The sequence below is a fragment of the Zoogloea sp. genome, from assembly GCF_028693495.1.
GTDB lineage: Bacteria > Pseudomonadota > Gammaproteobacteria > Burkholderiales > Rhodocyclaceae > Zoogloea.
In genome coordinates this window covers 20,617-38,973 of record NZ_JAQUVG010000011.1, presented here as the reverse complement: position 1 = coordinate 38,973, position 18,357 = coordinate 20,617, and the positions used below count along the sequence as shown (strand labels likewise).

14 protein-coding genes are annotated in these 18,357 nt (G+C 67.2%); 3 read left to right on the top strand and 11 right to left on the bottom strand.

The window, feature by feature from the left end; genetic code table 11:
* Positions 1–52: 52 nt before the first annotated feature.
* The 6 genes from xdhC to PHD22_RS03490 all read right to left on the bottom strand — a co-directional run bounded on the left by xdhC (position 53) and on the right by PHD22_RS03490 (position 11,647).
* The gene (gene xdhC / locus PHD22_RS03515; RefSeq protein ID WP_299862360.1) at positions 53–1,066 is read right to left on the bottom strand and encodes a xanthine dehydrogenase accessory protein XdhC; all 1,014 of its coding nucleotides are present in this window, start codon (positions 1,064–1,066) and stop codon (positions 53–55) included.
* Positions 1,063–3,381, bottom strand: coding sequence for a xanthine dehydrogenase molybdopterin binding subunit (gene xdhB, locus PHD22_RS03510; protein WP_299862358.1), 2,319 nt, complete (start codon positions 3,379–3,381; stop codon positions 1,063–1,065). The genes xdhC and xdhB overlap by 4 nt, the downstream gene beginning before the upstream one ends.
* Positions 3,378–4,844: a xanthine dehydrogenase small subunit gene (gene xdhA / locus PHD22_RS03505; RefSeq protein WP_299862356.1), complete on the bottom strand. Its 1,467-nt coding sequence runs from the start codon at positions 4,842–4,844 to the stop codon at positions 3,378–3,380. The genes xdhB and xdhA overlap by 4 nt, the downstream gene beginning before the upstream one ends.
* Before the next feature lie 132 nt (positions 4,845–4,976).
* Positions 4,977–7,961: an ATP-binding protein gene (locus tag PHD22_RS03500; protein WP_299862354.1), complete on the bottom strand. Its 2,985-nt coding sequence runs from the start codon at positions 7,959–7,961 to the stop codon at positions 4,977–4,979.
* Between the two features lie 197 nt (positions 7,962–8,158).
* The gene (locus tag PHD22_RS03495; RefSeq protein ID WP_299862352.1) at positions 8,159–8,902 is read right to left on the bottom strand and encodes an SDR family NAD(P)-dependent oxidoreductase; all 744 of its coding nucleotides are present in this window, start codon (positions 8,900–8,902) and stop codon (positions 8,159–8,161) included.
* A gap of 72 nt (positions 8,903–8,974) precedes the next feature.
* Entirely contained in the window at positions 8,975–11,647 is a 2,673-nt protein-coding gene (locus PHD22_RS03490; RefSeq protein ID WP_299862349.1) for a GNAT family N-acetyltransferase, read from the bottom strand.
* Between the two features lie 209 nt (positions 11,648–11,856).
* Between PHD22_RS03490 and PHD22_RS03485 the strand changes: the two genes are divergently transcribed.
* The gene (locus PHD22_RS03485) at positions 11,857–12,894 is read left to right on the top strand and encodes an adenosine deaminase (RefSeq protein ID WP_299862346.1); all 1,038 of its coding nucleotides are present in this window, start codon (positions 11,857–11,859) and stop codon (positions 12,892–12,894) included.
* Positions 12,895–12,897: 3 nt separating this feature from the next.
* On the opposite strand, the gene PHD22_RS03480 is transcribed toward PHD22_RS03485, so the two are convergent.
* The 5 genes from PHD22_RS03480 to PHD22_RS03460 all read right to left on the bottom strand — a co-directional run bounded on the left by PHD22_RS03480 (position 12,898) and on the right by PHD22_RS03460 (position 16,571).
* Positions 12,898–13,443 (bottom strand): glutathione peroxidase, encoded by a 546-nt coding sequence (locus tag PHD22_RS03480; RefSeq protein WP_299862343.1) that lies wholly within the window; start codon positions 13,441–13,443, stop codon positions 12,898–12,900.
* Positions 13,444–13,589: 146 nt separating this feature from the next.
* Positions 13,590–14,537, bottom strand: coding sequence for a lipoyl synthase (gene lipA / locus PHD22_RS03475; RefSeq protein ID WP_299862340.1), 948 nt, complete (start codon positions 14,535–14,537; stop codon positions 13,590–13,592).
* A gap of 18 nt (positions 14,538–14,555) precedes the next feature.
* A complete protein-coding gene (gene lipB / locus PHD22_RS03470; protein WP_299862337.1) occupies positions 14,556–15,173 on the bottom strand; it encodes a lipoyl(octanoyl) transferase LipB in 618 nt (205 codons plus the stop codon).
* Positions 15,170–15,439 (bottom strand): DUF493 domain-containing protein, encoded by a 270-nt coding sequence (locus tag PHD22_RS03465; RefSeq protein WP_299862335.1) that lies wholly within the window; start codon positions 15,437–15,439, stop codon positions 15,170–15,172. Before PHD22_RS03465 ends, lipB begins: the two co-directional genes overlap by 4 nt.
* Before the next feature lie 10 nt (positions 15,440–15,449).
* Positions 15,450–16,571 carry a D-alanyl-D-alanine carboxypeptidase family protein gene (locus PHD22_RS03460; protein ID WP_299862397.1) on the bottom strand — a complete coding sequence of 374 codons (1,122 nt, stop codon included), beginning with the start codon at positions 16,569–16,571 and terminating at the stop codon, positions 15,450–15,452.
* Between the two features lie 118 nt (positions 16,572–16,689).
* Here PHD22_RS03460 and PHD22_RS03455 point away from each other — a divergent pair, with 118 nt between their 5' ends.
* Together PHD22_RS03455 and PHD22_RS03450 are read left to right on the top strand one after the other, a co-directional pair.
* Positions 16,690–16,992: a hypothetical protein gene (locus PHD22_RS03455; RefSeq protein ID WP_299862333.1), complete on the top strand. Its 303-nt coding sequence runs from the start codon at positions 16,690–16,692 to the stop codon at positions 16,990–16,992.
* A gap of 119 nt (positions 16,993–17,111) precedes the next feature.
* Positions 17,112–18,344, top strand: coding sequence for a TolC family protein (locus tag PHD22_RS03450; protein WP_299862330.1), 1,233 nt, complete (start codon positions 17,112–17,114; stop codon positions 18,342–18,344).
* Positions 18,345–18,357 lie beyond the last annotated feature (13 nt).

Below are 18,357 nucleotides of genomic sequence, written 5' to 3'. Positions count from 1 at the left end.
GGCTGCCTGGGTGTGCTGCCGGGCAAGTCGTTGAAGGGGGGCGGTGAGGTTTTCATGGGCGGGCTCCGGAGAGGAGGCAGGGGAGCGCAAGCGGCTGGGTCGCCCGGGCGAGGGCCAGGCGGGTCTCGCGTACCTGCAGCAGCTGGGCCGCCACCGAGGCGGCGATCACTGCGGGCTCCTTGCTGCGGATGCCGGGAAGGCCGATGGGACAGGTCAGGTCGGCCAGCCGGGCCGGTGCCAGGCCCCGGGCCAGCAGCCGGTGCTCAAAGCTGGCCCGCTTGGTGCGGGAGCCGATCAGGCCGAAATAGGCAAAGTCCTGGCGTGCGAAGATCGCCTCGCACAGCTCGAAGTCCAGGCTGTGGCTGTGGGTGAGCACCAGGAAGCAGCTGCCTGCGGGCGCGGTGCGAACCTCAGCCCCGGGGGTGTCGCTGGAGATGGGGGTGATGCCCCGGGGCAGGGCTGCCGGAAAGGCGCCCTCCCGATCATCCACCCAGCACACCTGGGCTCCCAGGGGCGCCAGGGCGCGGGCGATGGCTTCCCCGACATGTCCCGCTCCGAACAGCAGTACCGGAAAACGCGGGGTCACCATCTTCTGCTCGAACTGCCAGTGGCCACCGTCGGACCAGAAGCGCAGCGCGGCTCCCCGGAGGGGCTCATCCTCATCCAGGGACCACAGGCTGCTCTCATCTCCCGAGACCAGGCGACGCTGGAGGGTGTTGCCGGCAGCCACCGATTCCGCCCGCAGATGCCACAGGGGAGCCTCCTGCGGCGTGAGCCGTTCCAGTACCAGCCAGACCGTACCGCCGCAGCACTGGCCCAGGGATGCCCCGAGGGGGAGGTGCATCAGCTGCGGAACACCGCCCTGAAGCAGCAGCTCCCGGGCGGCGCCAGTGGCCAGCCACTCCAGGTGGCCGCCGCCGATGGTACCGGCCGTGGCTCGTTGGCTCACCACCATCGAGGCCCCCGCCTCCCGGGGGGTGGAGCCTTTGGTCCGCACGACGCTGACGAGCACGGCGGGCTGACCGTCGGCCAGCCAGGCGGCCAGGGTGAAGAGCCAGTCGTTCATGACAGGGTTCCTCCGTGCAGGGCTTTCAGGATGGCTTCTGGTGTGGCCGGAGCGTCGAGGGCGGGGCGGGCTCCGGGGCCGAGGGCCGCAGCCACCGCGTCGCGCAGGGCAAAGAAGACCGACATCGCCAGCATCAGTGGCGGCTCCCCCACCGCCTTGGCGCGGTGGATACTGTCCTCCATGTTGGCGTTGTCGAACAGGGCGACGCGGAAATCCCGGGGCAGGTCCGAGACGGCGGGGATCTTGTAGGTGGAAGGGGCATGGGTGGCGAGGCCGCCGTCGCTGGCATAAACCAGCTCCTCGGTGGTCAGCCAGCCCATGCCCTGGATGAAGCCGCCCTCGATCTGGCCGATGTCGATGGCCGGATTGATGCTGCGCCCCACGTCGTGAAGGATGTCCACCCGCAGCACTTTCGATTCGCCGGTGAGGGTGTCGATGGCCACCTCGCTCACCGAGGCGCCGTAGGAGAAGTAGTAAAAGGGCCGCCCCTGCATCGTGGCGGGGTCGTAGTGGATCTTGGGGGTCTTGTAGAAGCCAGCGTCCCACAGCTGGACGCGGGCCAGGTAGGCGTCCGACACCACCGCCGCGAATGGTGCGTCGAAGCCGGGTGCGCTGACCCGGCCGTTGGCCAGCACCACTGCATCTTTCTCCACGCCCAGGCGCCCGGCGACGAAGCCTGCGATGCGCCGGCGGATGGCCTGGCAGGCGGCCTGGGCGGCTTTGCCGTTGAGGTCGGTGCCGCTGGAGGCGGCGGTGGCGGAGGTGTTGGGCACCCGGCTGGTGTCGGTGGCCGACAGACGGACTGCATCGACCGACAGCCCGAACTCCTGGGCGACGATCTGGCGGATCTTGGTGTACAGGCCCTGGCCCATCTCGGTGCCGCCGTGGCTCACCAGCACGGTGCCGTCGTTGTACACATGGACCAGCGCGCCAGCCTGGTTGTAGAAGGTGGCGGTGAAGGAGATGCCGAACTTCACGGGGGTGAGCGCCAGGCCCTTCTTGATGACCGGGCTTGCCGCGTTGAAGGCGTCGATGGCGGCCCGGCGGACGCTGTAGTCGCTGCGGGCGCTCAGCTGGGTCACCAGCGGGTGGATCACGTTGTCTTCCACCTGCATGCCGTAATGGGTGACGTTGCGGGTGTCGCCGTGGCTGTCCCAGTAGAAGTTGATGCGACGCACGTCAAGGGCGTCGCGGCCCAGGTGGCGGGCGATGTCGTCGATCACCGTCTCGATGGCGAAGATGCCCTGGGGGCCGCCAAAGCCCCGGAAGGCGGTGTTGGAGACGGTGTGGGTGAGGCCGCGCAGGCTCAGGATGTCCACGGCGTCCAGGTAGTAGGCGTTGTCCGCGTGGAAGATCGCGCGGTCGTTCACCGGCCCGGAGAGGTCGGCGGAGAAGCCGCAGCGGGAGGTCAGGACCAGCTTCAGGCCGTGGATCTGGCCGTCCTCGCCGAAGCCGGCCTCGTATTCGATCACGAAATCGTGGCGCTTGCCGGTGATGCGCATGTCGTCGTCCCGGTCGAGGCGCAGCTTGACGGGCCGTCCGGTCCGGACGGCGAGCACCGCTGCCACGCAGGCGATCTGGGCGGACTGGCTCTCCTTGCCGCCGAAGCCGCCTCCCATGCGCCGGCATTCGGCACTCACCTGATGCATCCGCCAGCCCAGGGCCCGGGCCACCACATGCTGCATTTCGGTGGGGTGCTGGGTGGAGGTGAGGAGGTGGAGGGTGTCATCTTCCCGGGGGAGGGCGCAGGCGATCTGGCCTTCCAGGTAGAAGTGCTCCTGCCCCCCCAGGCGAACGGTGCCCTGTAGCCGGTGGGGGGCTGAGGCCAGCGCCGTGACCGTGTCGCCCTTTTGCACGCGCACCGGTGGCAGTACCCAGGATTTGGCTGCGGCTGCGGATTCGGCATCCAGCAGCGCGGGTAGGGGTTCCGCCTCCACCCGGGCGAGGCGTGCGGCACGGCGGGCCTGCTCGTGGCTGTCGGCGGCCACGGCGAACAGGGGCTGCCCGTGGAAGAGGATCTCACCAGCGCAGAGGATCGGGTCGTCGCGCCTGACCGGGCCGCAGTCGTTCAGGCCGGGAATGTCGGCGGCGGTGATCACTGCCCGAACCCCGGGCGCCGCGCGGACGGCGGACAGATCCAGGGACAAGAGCCGGCCGTGGGCGAGGTTCGAGAGACCGAGGGCGGCATGCAGGGTGCCCACCGGAGCCGGCACGTCGTCCACATAGGTGGCGCGACCGGTCACATGGAGGTGGGCGCTCTCGTGGGGCAGGCCGGCGCCAGCGCTGGTAGGCGGGATGCGGTCGGGGGCGCTCATGTCAGAGCCTCCAGGTCGGCCAGACGGGCCGGGGCGCTGCCGTCCTGCTCCAGCCACAGGCGCATCAGCAGGCCGGCTGCGACGCGGCGGCGATAGGCGGCGGAGGCGCGCAGGTCGTCCAGGGGGGTGAATTCGTTGGCCAGTATCCGGGCGGCCTCCTCCAGGCTGAGCCGGCTCCACGTCCTGCCGGTCAGGAAGGCTTCGGTGGCACGGGCGCGCAGGGGGGTACCAGCCATGCCGCCAAAGGCGATGCGGGCGCTGTGGATCACCCCATCGGCCAGTTGCAGGGCGAAGGCGCCGCAGACGGCGGAGATGTCCTGGTCGCTACGCTTGGAGACCTTCCAGGTGCGGAAGACCCGGCCGGGGGGGGTGGGCGGGATCTCCAGCGCGCGGAGGAATTCGCCCGCTTCGAGGGCGGTCTTCTGGTAGGCGAGGTAGAAGTCCTCCAGCGGCAGGCGTCGCAGCCGCTCGCCCTGCTGCAGCACGATGTGAGAGCCCAGGGCGATCAGTCCGGGCATGCTGTCGCCGATGGGAGATCCGTTGGCCACGTTGCCGCCCAGGGTGCCGGCGTTGCGCACCGGGGTGGAGGCGAAGCGCCAGGCCAGCTCCGTCCAGGCGGGCTCCGCGGCGCTCAGCGCGGCGAAGGCATCGGTGAGGCTCGCGCCGGCGCCGATGACGAGGCCACCGGCCGGGTCGCGGGTGATGATCTTCAGTTCGGCCACGGCGCCCAGGTAGATCAGCGCGTCCAGCTGCCACAACTGCTTGGTGACCCACAGTCCCACGTCGGTGGCGCCGGCCAGCAGCCGGGCCTCCGGATGGGCGAGGCGGGCGGTGGCGAGTTCGGCGAGGGTCCTGGGGGCCGTGAAGCGCTGGCCGTGGGCGCGGTATTCGAGGCTGGGCAGGCTCGCCAGGTGGTCCAGCGCAGCCAGTACGGCTTGCCGGTCGAGGTGCGGCCGGGGCCGGGCATAGGCGGCGGGAAGTGCGTCCACCTGCGGGCGGTAGCCGGTACAGCGGCACAGGTTGCCATCCAGGGCATGGCAGATGCTGGCCCTGTCCGGGCAGGCCGGGTTGTTCTCGTACAGGGCGAACAGGGACATGGCAAAGCCCGGCGTACAGAACCCGCACTGGGAGGCATGGGTGTCCAGCAGGGCCTGCTGGACCGGGTGAAGCTGCGCCGTCCGCTCGCCCAGGCGGGTCAGGTCTTCGACCGTAAACAAGGCTTTGCCATCCAGGGTGGGCAAAAACTGGATGCAGGCGTTCACCGCCTTCAACTGCAGGGCGTCGCCCACCTTTTCGCCCAGTACCACGGTGCAGGCACCGCAGTCTCCTTCCGCGCAGCCTTCCTTGGTGCCCGTGACATGGACATCCTCGCGCAGGTACTGGAGCAGGGTGCGGGTGGGAGAAACCCCTTCGATCCTCTGTACCGTGCCACGGAAATAGAAATGGATGGGACGTTCGCTCATGGGTCTGCCTCGCTCATCCGGTGTCGCCGGGAGCGTTCAAGTTAACACATGGTGCGGCGTCCTGCTGCTGCCAGGCACGCATCAGAGGGGTGTCGGAACAAAGCGGTGAGTGCGTTGAGCCCGCCCTGGACCTCAGGCGCTGGCGACTTCCCGCCAGGGACTGCTGGCATCGATCAGGGTGGTGATCTGCTGGTCGAGGGCGACCAGGCGTGGGTCGAGGTCGTCTTCTCCCTCCTCGATGGCCCGCTCCAGGCGTCTTGCCTCGTCCATCAGGGCCAGTGCGCCCAGGAAGCCGGCATTGCTGCGCAGGGTGTGCATGCGCCGGCTGGCTTCTTCCCGGTCGCCGGAGGCCAGTGCCTTGCGGGCATCCTGGGCCGCATGGGCGTTGTCTTCGATGAAAAGCGCCAGCAGGCTGAGGAACATGCTCCGGTCTCCGCCCAGGCGCTGGCAGGCAAGGGCCTGGTCGATGCCGGGAATGGCCGGGATGCCCTCTCCGTCTTCTTCAACCGCCGGTGCCCTGAGGTCAGGGAGGCGCACGCGGGGGGAAATCCAGCGGCCCAGCAGGGTCGTCATCTGTTCCAGGTCCATGGGCTTGGGCAGCACGTCATTGGCTCCGGCCGCCCGCACCGCGGCCTGCTGCTCGTCCCTGACCCCGGCGGTGAAGGCCAGCACGGGCAACTCCAGCAGGCCGAGCTCGCTGCGGATCAGGCGGGTGGCAGTGAGCCCGTCCATGACCGGCATCTGCACGTCCATGAGCACGGCGTCGAAACCGTCGGGGCGGGTCCGCAGGAGCTGCAGGGCCTGCTGGCCGTCGGCGGCAAGGGTGGCGGTCGCGCCTTCGAGCCGGAGAGCCCGCTCCACCAAGTCCCGGTTCATGGCGCTGTCGTCCACCACCAGCACGTGGGTGCCGCTGAGGCGGGGCCCACGGGCCCCGGGGGGGGCCGGGACTGCGGCGGGGGCCACGGCGTCTTTCCGGGCCCGGGCAAAGGGCAGCTCGAACCAAAAGGTGCTGCCTTCACCCACATCGCTCTGAACACCGATGCGGCCCCCCATCATTTCCACCAGGCGCTTGCAGATGGAGAGCCCGAGACCGGTGCCGCCAAAGCGCCGGCCGATGCCCGCATCGGCCTGGGTGAAGGGCGTGAAGAGGCGCTCCAGGGCGTCCGGCGCGATGCCGATGCCCGTATCCCTGACCTGGAAGCGCAGGCGTACTCCGTCCGTATCGCCAGAGACCTGGCGTACGCCGACGGCCACTTCGCCTTGCGCGGTGAATTTGATCGCGTTCCCGCACAGGTTGAGCAGGATCTGTTCCAGACGGAGGCCATCCCCCACCAGGAGGCCGAGCCCGGCAGGGGGCAGGTCCATGTGCAGGGTCAGGCCCTTGGCCCGGGCAGCCTGGCCCATCAGGCTGTCCACGTTGGCGAGGAGGCCCGCCAGATTGAAGGGTCGTGGTTCGATGCGCAGCTGGCCGGCTTCGATCTTGGACAGGTCCAGCACGTCGTTGAGGATGGCCAGAAGGGACTGGCCTGCCCCCCGGATGCGTTCGACCATTTCTCGCTGGGACGGGCTCAGGTTGTCCCGCTCCAGTACCTGGGCCAGTCCCAGAACGGCATTCATGGGGGTCCGGATCTCGTGGCTCATGTGGGCCAGGAATTCGCTCTTGGCGGCGTTCGCGGCCTCGGCGGCTGCGCGGGCCTCCTCCAGGCGTCCTTCCATCTGCCGTCGTTCGGTGATGTCCTCGACGATGGCCAGGTAGCGGGGGGTTTCCTCGTTTTCCACCTGAACCGGGGCGCAGCTCAGGTTGATCCACACCACCGTGCCATCCGGGCGCAGATAGCGCTTGGCGAGACCGTAGTCGTGGAGCTCGCCCGTGTGGAGCCTGCCCAGCTGGCGACGGCTCACGGGGACATCGTCCGGGTGGGTGATCACCATCGGGTCCAGCCCCGGGATTTCTTCCGGGCGGCGGCCGATGATCTCCGCAAAGCGGCAGTTGGCTTCGATGATCCGGTTGTCGCGGGAGTCCAGCAGGGCCACGCCCAGGGGGGCCTGCTCGAAGACCACCCGGAAGCGGGCTTCCGCCGAGCGCTGGGCGCGGAGGGCAGTGAGTTCCTGGGACTGGAGCTGGCGACGCCACAGCAGGTAGCCGGCGGAATAGACGAAGATCAGCCCCAGGCCCATCACCAGCGCGGTGGCCCAGGCCATTGTGCGGATGCCTGCGTAGGCTTCCTGTTCGTCCATTTCGGCGATCATCAGCCAGGGGGTACCGGCCACCGGGGCGGCATAGGCCAGCACACTCATGCCCCGGTAATCCCGTCCTCCGGCAAGGATGCCCTTGTTGCCAGAGGCCGCCCGGGCGGCAGGCAATTCGGGCGCGTTGAGGTTGCGGGTCAGGTTCAGGGCCGCGTCCTGCTGGTGACGCAGGGGGGTCAGGAAGCGGACCGCCTGATCTTCCGGGCGGACCAGGTAGGTTTCGGCGCTACGGGTGGGAACTGGCCAGGACTCCACCAGGGGGTACAGGCTGCGGTCTGCCCGGAGGCTGATGTAGGCGACCCCCAGGGCAGGTGCGCCGCTCTGGCCGATCGGGGCCAGGACACCGTACTGGATGTCGCCCCGGGCGGTGCGGTGCAGGTCCACCAGCTGGATGCGGGGCCGGGCGAGGATGTCGCGGATCAGGACCGCATGCCGCTCCGGAGCGGCCTGGCCGATCACGAAGGCGGGTGTCCCGCGGGCATCGATGACGGCAACACCTTCCCAGCCGCGCACCTGAGCGACCTCGTCCATCAGCATCCGCATGCGCAGCAGGGTGCCGTTTTCCCTGCGCCCGCCCCGCAGCCAGTGGCTGTAGAGCATCTCGAACTGGGAGTGGCCGGAGAAGTAGAGTTCGGCATCGATCCGGATGCCCCCGAGCCAGTTTTCGATCTGCTGGCGTTTCTGTTCGGTGATCACCGCCAGGGTGCGATGGGTTTCCTTGCGGATCTCCTCGCTCAGATAGCGGTAGGCCAGTGTCCCCAGTCCGGCGATGATCAGGGACAGGGCGAGCAGGGGAAGGATGAAGCGGGCCCAGGGCTGACGGGCCCGGTCGGCGAAAGCGTGGGGTGTGGGAGAGGTGTCTGGCATGCTCTGGCAGGGTGTGTGGTCCGGGAGCATCCATGGCATCGGCCCACAACCGGGACAGGCTGCATGGTTCGGGGCCTGCCCATGACAAAGTGTACCGCATTACAGCACAGAACAGGCTGGTTGGGCTCGTCGTGGTCACCCTTGGGGCGTTGTGCGGTTCTCCTTACCCACGGGCGAGTAGCGATCGGGGGCGGACATCACCAGGGAATGCTCTGCCCTTGATGGTCCACAAAATGGGCCCGTCCGGAGGCGGGAAGGGTGTCCAGCACGGCCAGCAGACGGCGCCCGGACTCTTCCGGCGCCAGGGCGTCATCGCCAACGAAGGGGCGGCTCAGGGGTGAGCGGACGGTGCCGGGCTGGAGCGCGGCCACTACCGCCTGGGGGCGCCGCCGGGCGATCTCGATGGCCGCCGTCTGGAGCAGCATGTTGAGGGCGGCCTTGCCGGCTCGGTAGCCATACCAACCGCCCTTGTGGTTGTCTTCGATGCTGCCTACCCGGGCTGACAGCTTGGCCCAGATCACCCGTTCCCCGCCCGCCAGAAGGGGCAGGAAATGGCGCAGCAGCAGGACGGGGCCGACCGCATTGACCAGCAGGGCGCGCTGCAGGCGTTCCGACTGCAGGTCGTCCAGGCGCTTTTCCGGGCCCATGCCATCCAGGCTCAGGGCGCCCGTGGCGTCGATGACGAGCTGGAATGGGGGGTGGTTGCGCAGGGCTCTGGCAGCGTGGGCCAGGCTGGTTTCGTCCTCCAGCATCACCGGAGGGTCGGAGCTGCGGGACAGGCCGGTCACGCCGAGGCAGCGGGGGTCCGCCTGCAGGTGGGCGAACAGGGCGCCGCCGATGGCTCCAGTTGCGCCGATCACCAGGGCCTGGTAGCCCTCGCGCAGGCTGGACAGGCTCACGACACCCGGAGCGGGGGGAGGTGCGGGAGGGGGCAGGGACATGGGAGGCCTTGAGATGGTGGTTTTCTCCTGACGGGGCGGATCGGTGGAAGTTCTTCCGTTGTCCGCAAGACATCAGGCATGAAGGGGCTTGATGACCTGCCGCAGGGTGCTTTCTTCCGGGTGGGGATGCACATGGAAGCCCAGGCTGTGCATCAGCCGCAGCATCTTCGGGTTGTCGCCGAGGACGTCCCCCACGATCTGCCGGTAGCCCTTGCTGCGGGCGCAGTCGATCAGGGCGCCCATCAGGCGCCGCCCAAGCCCGCATTTCTGCCAGGCGTCGGCCACCACCAGGGCGAACTCAACTGACTCTCCGTCGGGCGCCAGGGTGTAGCGGGCACTGCCTACCTGGTATTCCGCGCCTCCTTCGCTGGCAATGGCGATCAGCGCCATTTCCCGGTCGTAGTCGATCTGGGTGAAGCGGGTGATCAGGCTGGCCGGCAGTTCCTGGAGGGATTCCATGAACCGGTAGTAGCGGGTTTCCGGGCTCATGCCGTCGAAAAATCCCTGGAGCAGGCCGGCGTCTTCCGGGCGGATCGGGCGCACCCGAACCGTGCGGCCATCGGGCATTTTCCAGTCCTGGGCCAGATGGGCCGGGTAGGGATGGATGGCCATGTGGGCGTAGCGGTCGCTGCCGGCGGGCAGTCCGTGATCGATCCGGATGCGGGCATCGGCGGCGATGGCGCCTGCCTCGTCCACGATCAGGGGATTGATTTCCACCTCCCGTATCCACGGTAGTTCGCACACCATGTCGGAGACGGCCACCAGGACCTGCTCGAGGGCCTGGCGGTTTACGGCGGGCAGTTCATGGAAGGCGTCCAGGGTATGGGCGACTCGGGTGGAGTCGATCAGGTCCCGGGCCAGCACCGGGTTGAGGGGTGGCAGGGCCAGGGCCTGGTCGCTGAGAATGCCCCCGTCCCGCCCGCCGGCACCGAAGCGGAGCACCGGCCCGAAGACCGGATCGCGAAACATGCTGATCATCAGCTCGCGTCCGTGGGGACGGCTCAGGTGGGGCTCGATGGACACCCCCTGAATGCGGGCTTCCGGGTGGTGTTGCTTCACGGTCTTGACGATGTCGTGGTAAGCGTTCCAGACAGATTCCGTGCGGGTGATGTTGAGGCGGACGCCTCCGGCGTCCGACTTGTGGGTCACGTCGGGCGAGTCGATCTTCATCACGACCGGGAAGCCGATCTGTTCAGCCACGAAGAGGGCCTCGGTATCCGAGTGGGCCACCATGGTCTGGGCGGTGGGGATGCCAAAGCTGCGTAGCAGGGCTTTGGATTCCATGCTGCTGAGCAGGCTGCGCCGTTGATTGAGCAGGGCTTCCACCAGCATCCGGGCGCCGCCGCCACTGCCCCAGTGGGCGTCGGTGGTCTGGCCGGCGGTCTGGAGCAGCAGGCGCTGATGGTGATAGAAGCGCGAAACATTGTGGAACAGCTCAATGGCTGTTTCCGGGGTGCGAAAGGCTGGAATCCCGGCCTTGTCCAGCAGGGCCCTGGCCTCCGCAACCTGACCGCCTCCCATCCAGCTGCAGCAGATGGTGAGTTTCACCTGGCCGGCCACGTCGATCACCGCTCGGGCGATCTCCACCGGTTCGGTCATGGCATGGGGAGAGAGGATCACCAGCACGTTTGCGATGGCCGGGTCGGCGGCCAGGGCCAGCAGGGCGTCCCGATAGCGTTCCGGGGTTGCATCACCTCCCAGGTCCACCGGATTGCTTCCCCGCCCGCAGCCCGGCCTCAGGCGATCCAGGGCCTCCCGGGTCGTGGCGGAGAAGTCGGCCAGGGGGGTGCCCAGGTCGAGGGCCCGGTCGGCGGCCATGGCGGCTGGACCGCTGCCGTTGGTGACGATGGCCAGGCTCTCGCCCCGGGGGCGGAAGCTGGAGGCCAGGGCCTTGGCGGCAAAGAACAGCTGGCTGATGTTCTGCACCCGCACCACACCCGCCCGGCGCATGGCGGCGTCGAAGACTGCGTCGCTACCGGAAGCGTCCTCGCCTGACGGGGTGCCCGTGTCATGCCGGCCAGCCTTGAGGACGATGATCGGCTTGACCCGGGCGGCGGAGCGCAGCGCGCTCATGAAACGCCGGGCGTTGCGGATGCAGTCCACGTAGAGCAGGATGTGGCGGGTCCTGCTGTCATGGATCAGGTAATCGAGGATTTCCCCGAAGTCCACGTCGGTACCGCTGGTGAGGGAAATCACCGAGGAGAAGCCCACCTGATTGGTGGCGGCCCAGTCGAGGACCACCGAGCACATGGCGCCGGACTGGGAGATCAGGGCTGTTTCGCCGGGGGACGCGCTGATGCGTGTGAAGGCGGCATTGAGGCCGATCTCCGGGCGCAGGATGCCCAGGCTGTTGGGGCCCAGCACCCGGATCCCGGCAGCGCGGGCGGTATCCAGGATGCGCTTTTCCTGGGCTGCGCCGCTCTTGCTGCCGGAGTGGAAGCCCGAACTGATGATCACGGCATTGCGTGTGCCAGCGCGTCCGCACTGTTCCATGACGCTGTGCACCGTCCGGGCTGGGGTGGCGATGATGGCTAGATCGACCCGGCCGCCGATGTCTTCCACCGACCGGTGGCAGGGCTGGCCGAAGACACTTTCGTACTTGGGATTGACCGCGTGGAGGCGACCGCGGAAACCGGCCTCCTGCAGGTTGCCGAAAATCACCCGCCCGACGGACTGGGGTGCTTCGGAGGCGCCAATCACCGCAATCGAGGCGGGCTCAAACAGGGTGCTCAGGTAATGGGGCATATCCGTCGGGGGCGAGGGTAAGGCTGCCTTTATCGCAGAGGTGAGGCCGGGCTGCTTTGATCCAGGTAAAACGAGAGCGGTTTTGTCCTGAGTCGCGGGCTCCACTCACGGCGGTTCGGAGCGTTGCTGCTGGCCGTGTGCCCGACGACTCCTTTTTTCCCCCGGCCGGGCCTACACTCTTCGGAAATTTCCCCGTTTCAGGAGTCGCGATGATGAGTGTGTCTACACCCCTTGAACTGGCCCTCGGCATGCCCAAGGCCGAGCTGCATGTCCATATCGAAGGTACCCTGGAGCCGGAACTGGCCTTTGCACTGGCCCGGCGCAACGGAGTCACACTCCCTTACCCGGACGAGGCCAGCCTCCAGGCTGCCTACGATTTTGACAACCTCCAGCGCTTTCTTGACCTCTATTACGCCTGTGCCGACGTGCTGCGCACCCGGGCCGACTTCCGCGACCTGATGACGGCCTACCTGGCGCGGGCCGCCGCCGACGGGGTGATCCACGCGGAGATCTTCTTCGATCCGCAGACGCACACTGCCCGGGGCATTCCGCTGGCCACGCTGCTGGGAGGCCTGGAGGACGGCCTGGTCGAGGGTCAGCTGCGATGGGGGATCAGCGGCCGCCTGATCCTGTGCTTCCTGCGCCACCTGAGCGAGGACGAGTGCCTGGCCTGCCTGGACGAAGCGGAGCCCTTGCTCGGGCGGATCCACGGCTTCGGGCTGGATTCGTCGGAGCGCGGCCACCCGCCGTCCAAGTTCGCCCGCCTGTTTGCCCGCTGCCGGGCGCTGGGCAAGCCTCTGGTCGCCCATGCGGGTGAGGAGGGGCCGCCCGAGTACATCACCGAGGCTCTGGACGTCCTCGGTGTGCACCGGATCGACCATGGTGTGCGCGCGGTGGATGACCCGGAAGTGCTCGCCCGGCTGGCCCGCGAGGGTGTGCCGCTCACCGTCTGCCCGCTGTCGAACACGCGCCTGTGCGTGTTCAGGGAGATGGCCGAGCACAGCCTGCCCCGGCTCATCGCTGCGGGGGTCAAGGTGACGATCAACAGCGATGACCCGGCCTACTTTGGCGGCTATCTCAACGACAACATCCGCGCGGTGCAGGCCGCCTTCGGCTTCGATGCTGCCACCTGGTACCGGCTGGCTCGCAACAGCTTCGAGGCGAGCTTTGCGACGGACGCGGAAAAGGCGGGCTGGATTGCCCGCCTGGATGGGTTTTTCCGGCAGCGCGGGGCGCTGCCTGCCTGAATTTCAGCCGGCCAGCGCCGCCTCGATGGCCTCGACGAGTTTCGCCGCGTCCGGCGCGGTGTCCGGGGCGAAGCGGCGGAGCACCCGGCCGTCACGGCCGATCAGGAACTTCTCGAAGTTCCACAGCACCTCGGGGCGAGGGGTGGGTTCGATGCCATAGCCGCGCAGGCCCGTTTCCATGCCTTCCCGGTCCTCGGTGTCCGGCTGTGCCGCCGTGAGACGGGCGTACAGGGGATGCTTGTCCGGCCCGGTGGCCACCACCTTGCCGTACATGGGGAACTGGACCCCGTAGGTGCTGGTGCAGAACTGGGCGATCTCGGCGTCCGTGCCTGGCTCCTGGCCCGCAAAGTCATTGGCGGGGAAGCCCAGCACCGCCAGTCCTCTGGCAGCATAGGTTTCGTGGAGTCGCTCCAGGCCGGTGTACTGGGGGGTGAGACCGCATTTCGAGGCCACATTCACCACCAGCAGGACCTTGCCCTGGTGTTCGGCCAGGGTGGCGGGGCTGCCGTCGATCTTCCGGAGGGGGATGGCATAAAGGGATTCGCTCACGTCGGGGTCCTTGTCTGGCTGTCAGGGAGAGTGGCCGGAGGTGGCCACCCTCCACCGACTACGCACAGGCGTCGGGAGTTCCCTGGTGCCGTCAACGAGGCACCCCGCCGGAGCGGGGTGGGTGCAGGCCGGAGGATGCCGGCGGTTCAGACCACGCCGGCACCGTGAGCCTGCTGGTCGGCCCAGTAGCTGGAGCGCACCATGGGGCCGCAGGCGGCGTTCTTGAAGCCCATCTTGAGGGCTTCGGTCTCGAACATCTTGAAGGTGTCCGGATGAACGTAGCGCAGCACCGGCAGGTGGCCGCCGGAGGGCTGGAGGTACTGGCCGATGGTGAGCATGTCCACGTTGTGGGCGCGCATGTCACGCATCACTTCGAGGATCTCGTCATCGGTCTCGCCCAGACCAACCATCAGGCCGGACTTGGTGTTCACCTCCGGGTGGCGGGCCTTGAACTGCTTGAGCAGCTCCAGCGAGTAGGCATAATCGGACCCCGGGCGGGCCTGCTTGTAGAGGCGCGGTACGGTTTCCAGGTTGTGGTTCATCACGTCCGGCGGGGCCTGGTCGAAGATGTCCAGGGCGATCTCCATGCGGCCGCGGAAGTCGGGGACCAGCACTTCGATGGTGGTCCTGGGGCTGGCCTCGCGGGTGGCGCTGATGCATTGCACGAAGTGGTCGGCGCCGCCGTCGCGCAGGTCGTCCCGGTCCACGCTGGTGATCACCACGTAGTTGAGACGCATGGCGGCGATGGTCTTGGCCAGGTTGGCGGGCTCGTTCTCGTCGAGGGGCAGGGGGCGGCCGTGGCCGACGTCGCAGAAGGGGCAGCGGCGGGTGCAGATGTCCCCCATGATCATGAAGGTGGCGGTGCCCTTGCCGAAGCATTCGTGGATGTTGGGGCAGGACGCTTCCTCGCACACCGTGTGGAGCTTGTGCTCGCGCAGGGTGTCCTTGATCTCGTTGAAGCGTTCGACTTCGGCGCCTGCGCCCAGCCGGATGCGGATCCAGTCAGGTTTCTTGAGGCGTTCGGCGGGAACGATCTTGATGGGGATGCGGGCGGTTTTTTCAGCGCCGCGTTGTTTGCGGCTTTCGGAATCCATGGGGCTGCTGTCCTTTGGTCAAGCGGAGGGGGGGACGTCGGGGAAATGCTGCCGGAGGTGGCCGAGGAGTCGTTCTGCGATCTCATCGGGTCCCTCGGTCACACCGAAGTCCTTGAGTTGTATTGTTTTGAGCCCACTATAGCCGCAAGGATTGATCCACGTAAACGGGGTCAAATCCATATCGACATTGAGGGAAAGTCCGTGATAGCTGCAGCCGTTCCGTACCCGCAGGCCCAGCGCGGCGACCTTGTCACCCCCGATGTACACGCCAGGCGCGCCGTCCTTGCGGCAGGCGTCCAGGCCGAAGTCGGCGATGCAGTCGATGAGGGCCTGCTCCAGCAGGTGCACCATTTCGCGCACCTTGAGGTGGCGCCGGTGCAGGTCGAGGAGCAGGTAGGCCACCACCTGGCCGGGACCGTGGTAGGTGATCTGGCCGCCCCGGTCGATTTTTACCAGGGGGATCCCGGTGGGGTGGAGCAGGTGCTCGGGCTTGCCGGCCTGGCCCAGGGTGTAGACCGGCGGATGCTGGACCAGCCAGAGTTCATCGGGCGTCTCCCCGGTGCGGCCGGTGGTGAAGTCCTGCATGGCCCGCCAGGTGGGCTCGTAGGGCACGAGGCCCAGGCGGCGGACAATCACAGCACGACCTTGACCATGGGGTGGGACGAGAGCTCCCGGTAAAGCGCGTCCAGCTGGCTTTGGGAGGTGGCGTTGAGGGTGCAGGTGATGGCCAGGTAATTGCCCTTGGCCGAGGGGCGCATCTGCATCGTCCCACCGTCGAAGTCCGGGGCGTGCCGGAGCACGACTGCCAGTACGGTCTGGGCAAAGCCATCCACCCGGGCGCCCATGATCTTGATCGGAAACTGGCAGGGAAACTCGAGGAGGGTTTGGCGTTCTTCCGTCATCGTGCAGACCTCACAGACTCTTGAACCACAGACGGATCGCGTCCCACAGGCGGCCGAACCAGCCGGCTTCGGGCACGTCGTCCAGGGCAACCAGGGGGTATTCCCCCAGGGGCTTGTCATTCAGGCTCAACTGCAGCGTGGCGATCGGCTGGCCCTTGCTGACCGGGGCCATGATCGGTTGCTGACTGACCACATTGGCCTTGATCTTGTCGGCGTCTCCCTTGGGCAGGGACATCACGAAGTCCTTCTGGAAGCCGGCCTTGATCTTGTTTTCCTGGCCCTTCCAGATGCGGAACTCCTGCACGGCCTGATTGGCGGTGTAGAGCTTGGCCGTATCGAAGGCCAGATAGCCCCAGTTCAGGAGCTTCTGGGATTCCTGGGCGCGCACGCTGTCGCTGGTGGTGCCCACCACAACGGAGACCAGCCGGCGTTCATTGCGTTGGGCGGAGGCGATCAGGCAGTAGCCGGCGCTGTCCGTGTGGCCGGTCTTGACGCCATCGACGGTGGGGTCGATGAACAGCAGACGATTGCGGTTGGGTTGCTTGATCTTGTTGTAGCTGTATTCCTTGATGGAATAGATCGGGTAGAACTCGGGGAAATCCCGGATGATCGCGCTGGCCAGGGTGGCCAGATCGTTCACCGTGGTCAGGTGGGAGGGGTGGGGCAGGCCGGTGGCGTTCTCGAAATGGGTGTTCCTGAGGCCGAGCCGCTTGGCCTCCCGGTTCATCAGCTGGGCGAAGTTTTCCTCGGAGCCGGCGATCAGTTCGGCCAGCGCCACGCAGGCGTCGTTGCCCGACTGGATGATCATGCCATGGAGCAGCTGTTCCACCGTGACCGGCATGTTGGGTTCGATGAACATCTTGGAGCCGGGCACCTTCCAGGCCCGGGGAGACACCGGGACGACCTGGTCGAGGGTGATGGTCTTGTTCTTCACCGCCGAGAAGGCCAGGTAAGCCGTCATCAGCTTGGTGAGGGATGCCGGCTCGATGCGCTGGTCCGGGTTGGCGGTGGTCAGGATTTGTCCGGAGTTGACGTCCAGCAGCAGCCAGGCACGGGCAGCCACGGTCGGAGGGGTCATCTGGGCAAAGGCCAGGACTGGCAGGGCCAGCAGGAGCAGGATGATGCGACGCAGCATGATGTGGTACAAAACGCAGAAAACCGGATTATAGTCATGGGGCTGCCGGTCCTGCCTCCTCCAATTTGTGAGCGGATGCGGAACTTCCCGGCGTGAAGGCAGTCCTCTTGTTGCAATGCACCTGATTCGTCGATCCCTCTCGCTGGTTCTGGCCTGGCTTGTCCTTCTGTGGGCAGGGGCGGCGTGCGCCGAAGAGGCCTATGAGTCTGCCACCGAGCTGGTGGAGCAGGTTCAGGTGGACCAGCTCACCGAATACAACGGAGTGCTGGAGCACGTGGATCCGTTCGATTCGCCCAGCTTCGTCAGCCGCTTTCCAATGGCAGCCCGGCTCCTGCTGGATGTTCGTCCGGAGAAACCCCTCCCTAAGTGGCAGTCTTTTCTACCCCGGCTCCATTCCCCACCCCCCAGGCGCACTTGACGCTGCTGTCCCGGCCTGGATCCTGTCCAGGTCCGGGCTGTTCCCGATCGTCTCTGCGGCGACGTTCACCCCATTCCAGCAGAACAACAGGCAGCGCAAGACGCTGCCGGAGGATTTCCATGCTCAGGAAACTTTTCCTGGCTGTCGCCTTTTCCATGACAGCCTCCTCGCCAGTCCTGGCTGCCGACGCCAATGCCTCCTTCAGCTTGCAGGCCCTGCGTGAGGCCGCGCGGGCCAGTCACCCCTCCCTTGAGTCCGCCCGGGCGATGGTCGAGGCAGGCAAGGCGCAGGTCATCACCGCCGGAGCCTACCCGAACCCGGATGTGGAGTTCATGACGGGTCGTTCCCGGGCCCGGGTGCCGGGTGCAGCCACCGGGAATGTCCAGAGCCTTGAACTGACCCAGCGTATCGACAATCCTTGGCAGCGCGAAGTCCGTATCGGTGCCGCCGGCTTCGGCCTGGACGCACTTCAGGCTGAGCGGCGCTTCCTGGAGGTTGACCTGCTGGCCCGCCTGGATACACGCTTTTATGACTTGCTGCGTCGTCAGGCCGAGCTGCAGGCTGCCCGCGAGGATCTGAACCTGGCTGAGCAGATTCGTGCCCGGGTGGCGGTGCGGGTCGATACGGGTGAGGCTCCCCGTTATGAGCTGATCAAGGCAGACACCGAATTCCTCAATGCCCAGAAGGCGGCGGAGAGCGCAAACCTGCGCATTGCCCAGGCCAGGGCTGCGCTGCGGAGCCTGGTGGGGCCGAGCCTGCCGGAGGGTTTTCGTGTCGATGGCACCCTTGCCAAGGCCCAGGCGGTTCCTGCCCTTGAGGACCTCCGGGCGGAAGTGCTGGCGCGCAATCCGGAGCTCAAGCGAGCGGATGCCCAGGTGTTGCAGGCTGAGCAGCAGCTCGAACTGGAGCGTTTGCGCCGCCATCCCGAGCTGGCTCTGAGGGTGGCTGAAGATCGTGATCCGGAAATACGTGACAGTCGTTTTGGCGTGTTGGTCAGTGTGCCCCTGTGGGATCGCCGCCGAGGGCCTGTGGCTGAGGCAGGCGCCCTGCTGCTCAAGCGCCGCAGCGACAGGGCCAGCCAGGAGCTGATCCTGCTTCAGTCCCTTGAGAACGCTTACCGTCAGTACGAGATTGCCCAGACCCAGGTGACGGCCCTTGAAACCGGCATCCTGCGGGAGGCCGAGGCGGCCCTGAAGGTGGCTGAGGCAGCTTACCGCTTTGGCGAGCGGGGCATCCTTGATTATCTGGATGCCCAGCGCGTGTTCCGCGCCGCCCGTAACGAACTCATTGCCGCCCGCTACGAATTGCGGGTGGCTGCCATCGAAATCGAGCGCCTGCGCGCCGTTCAATGATCCGGATCATTCC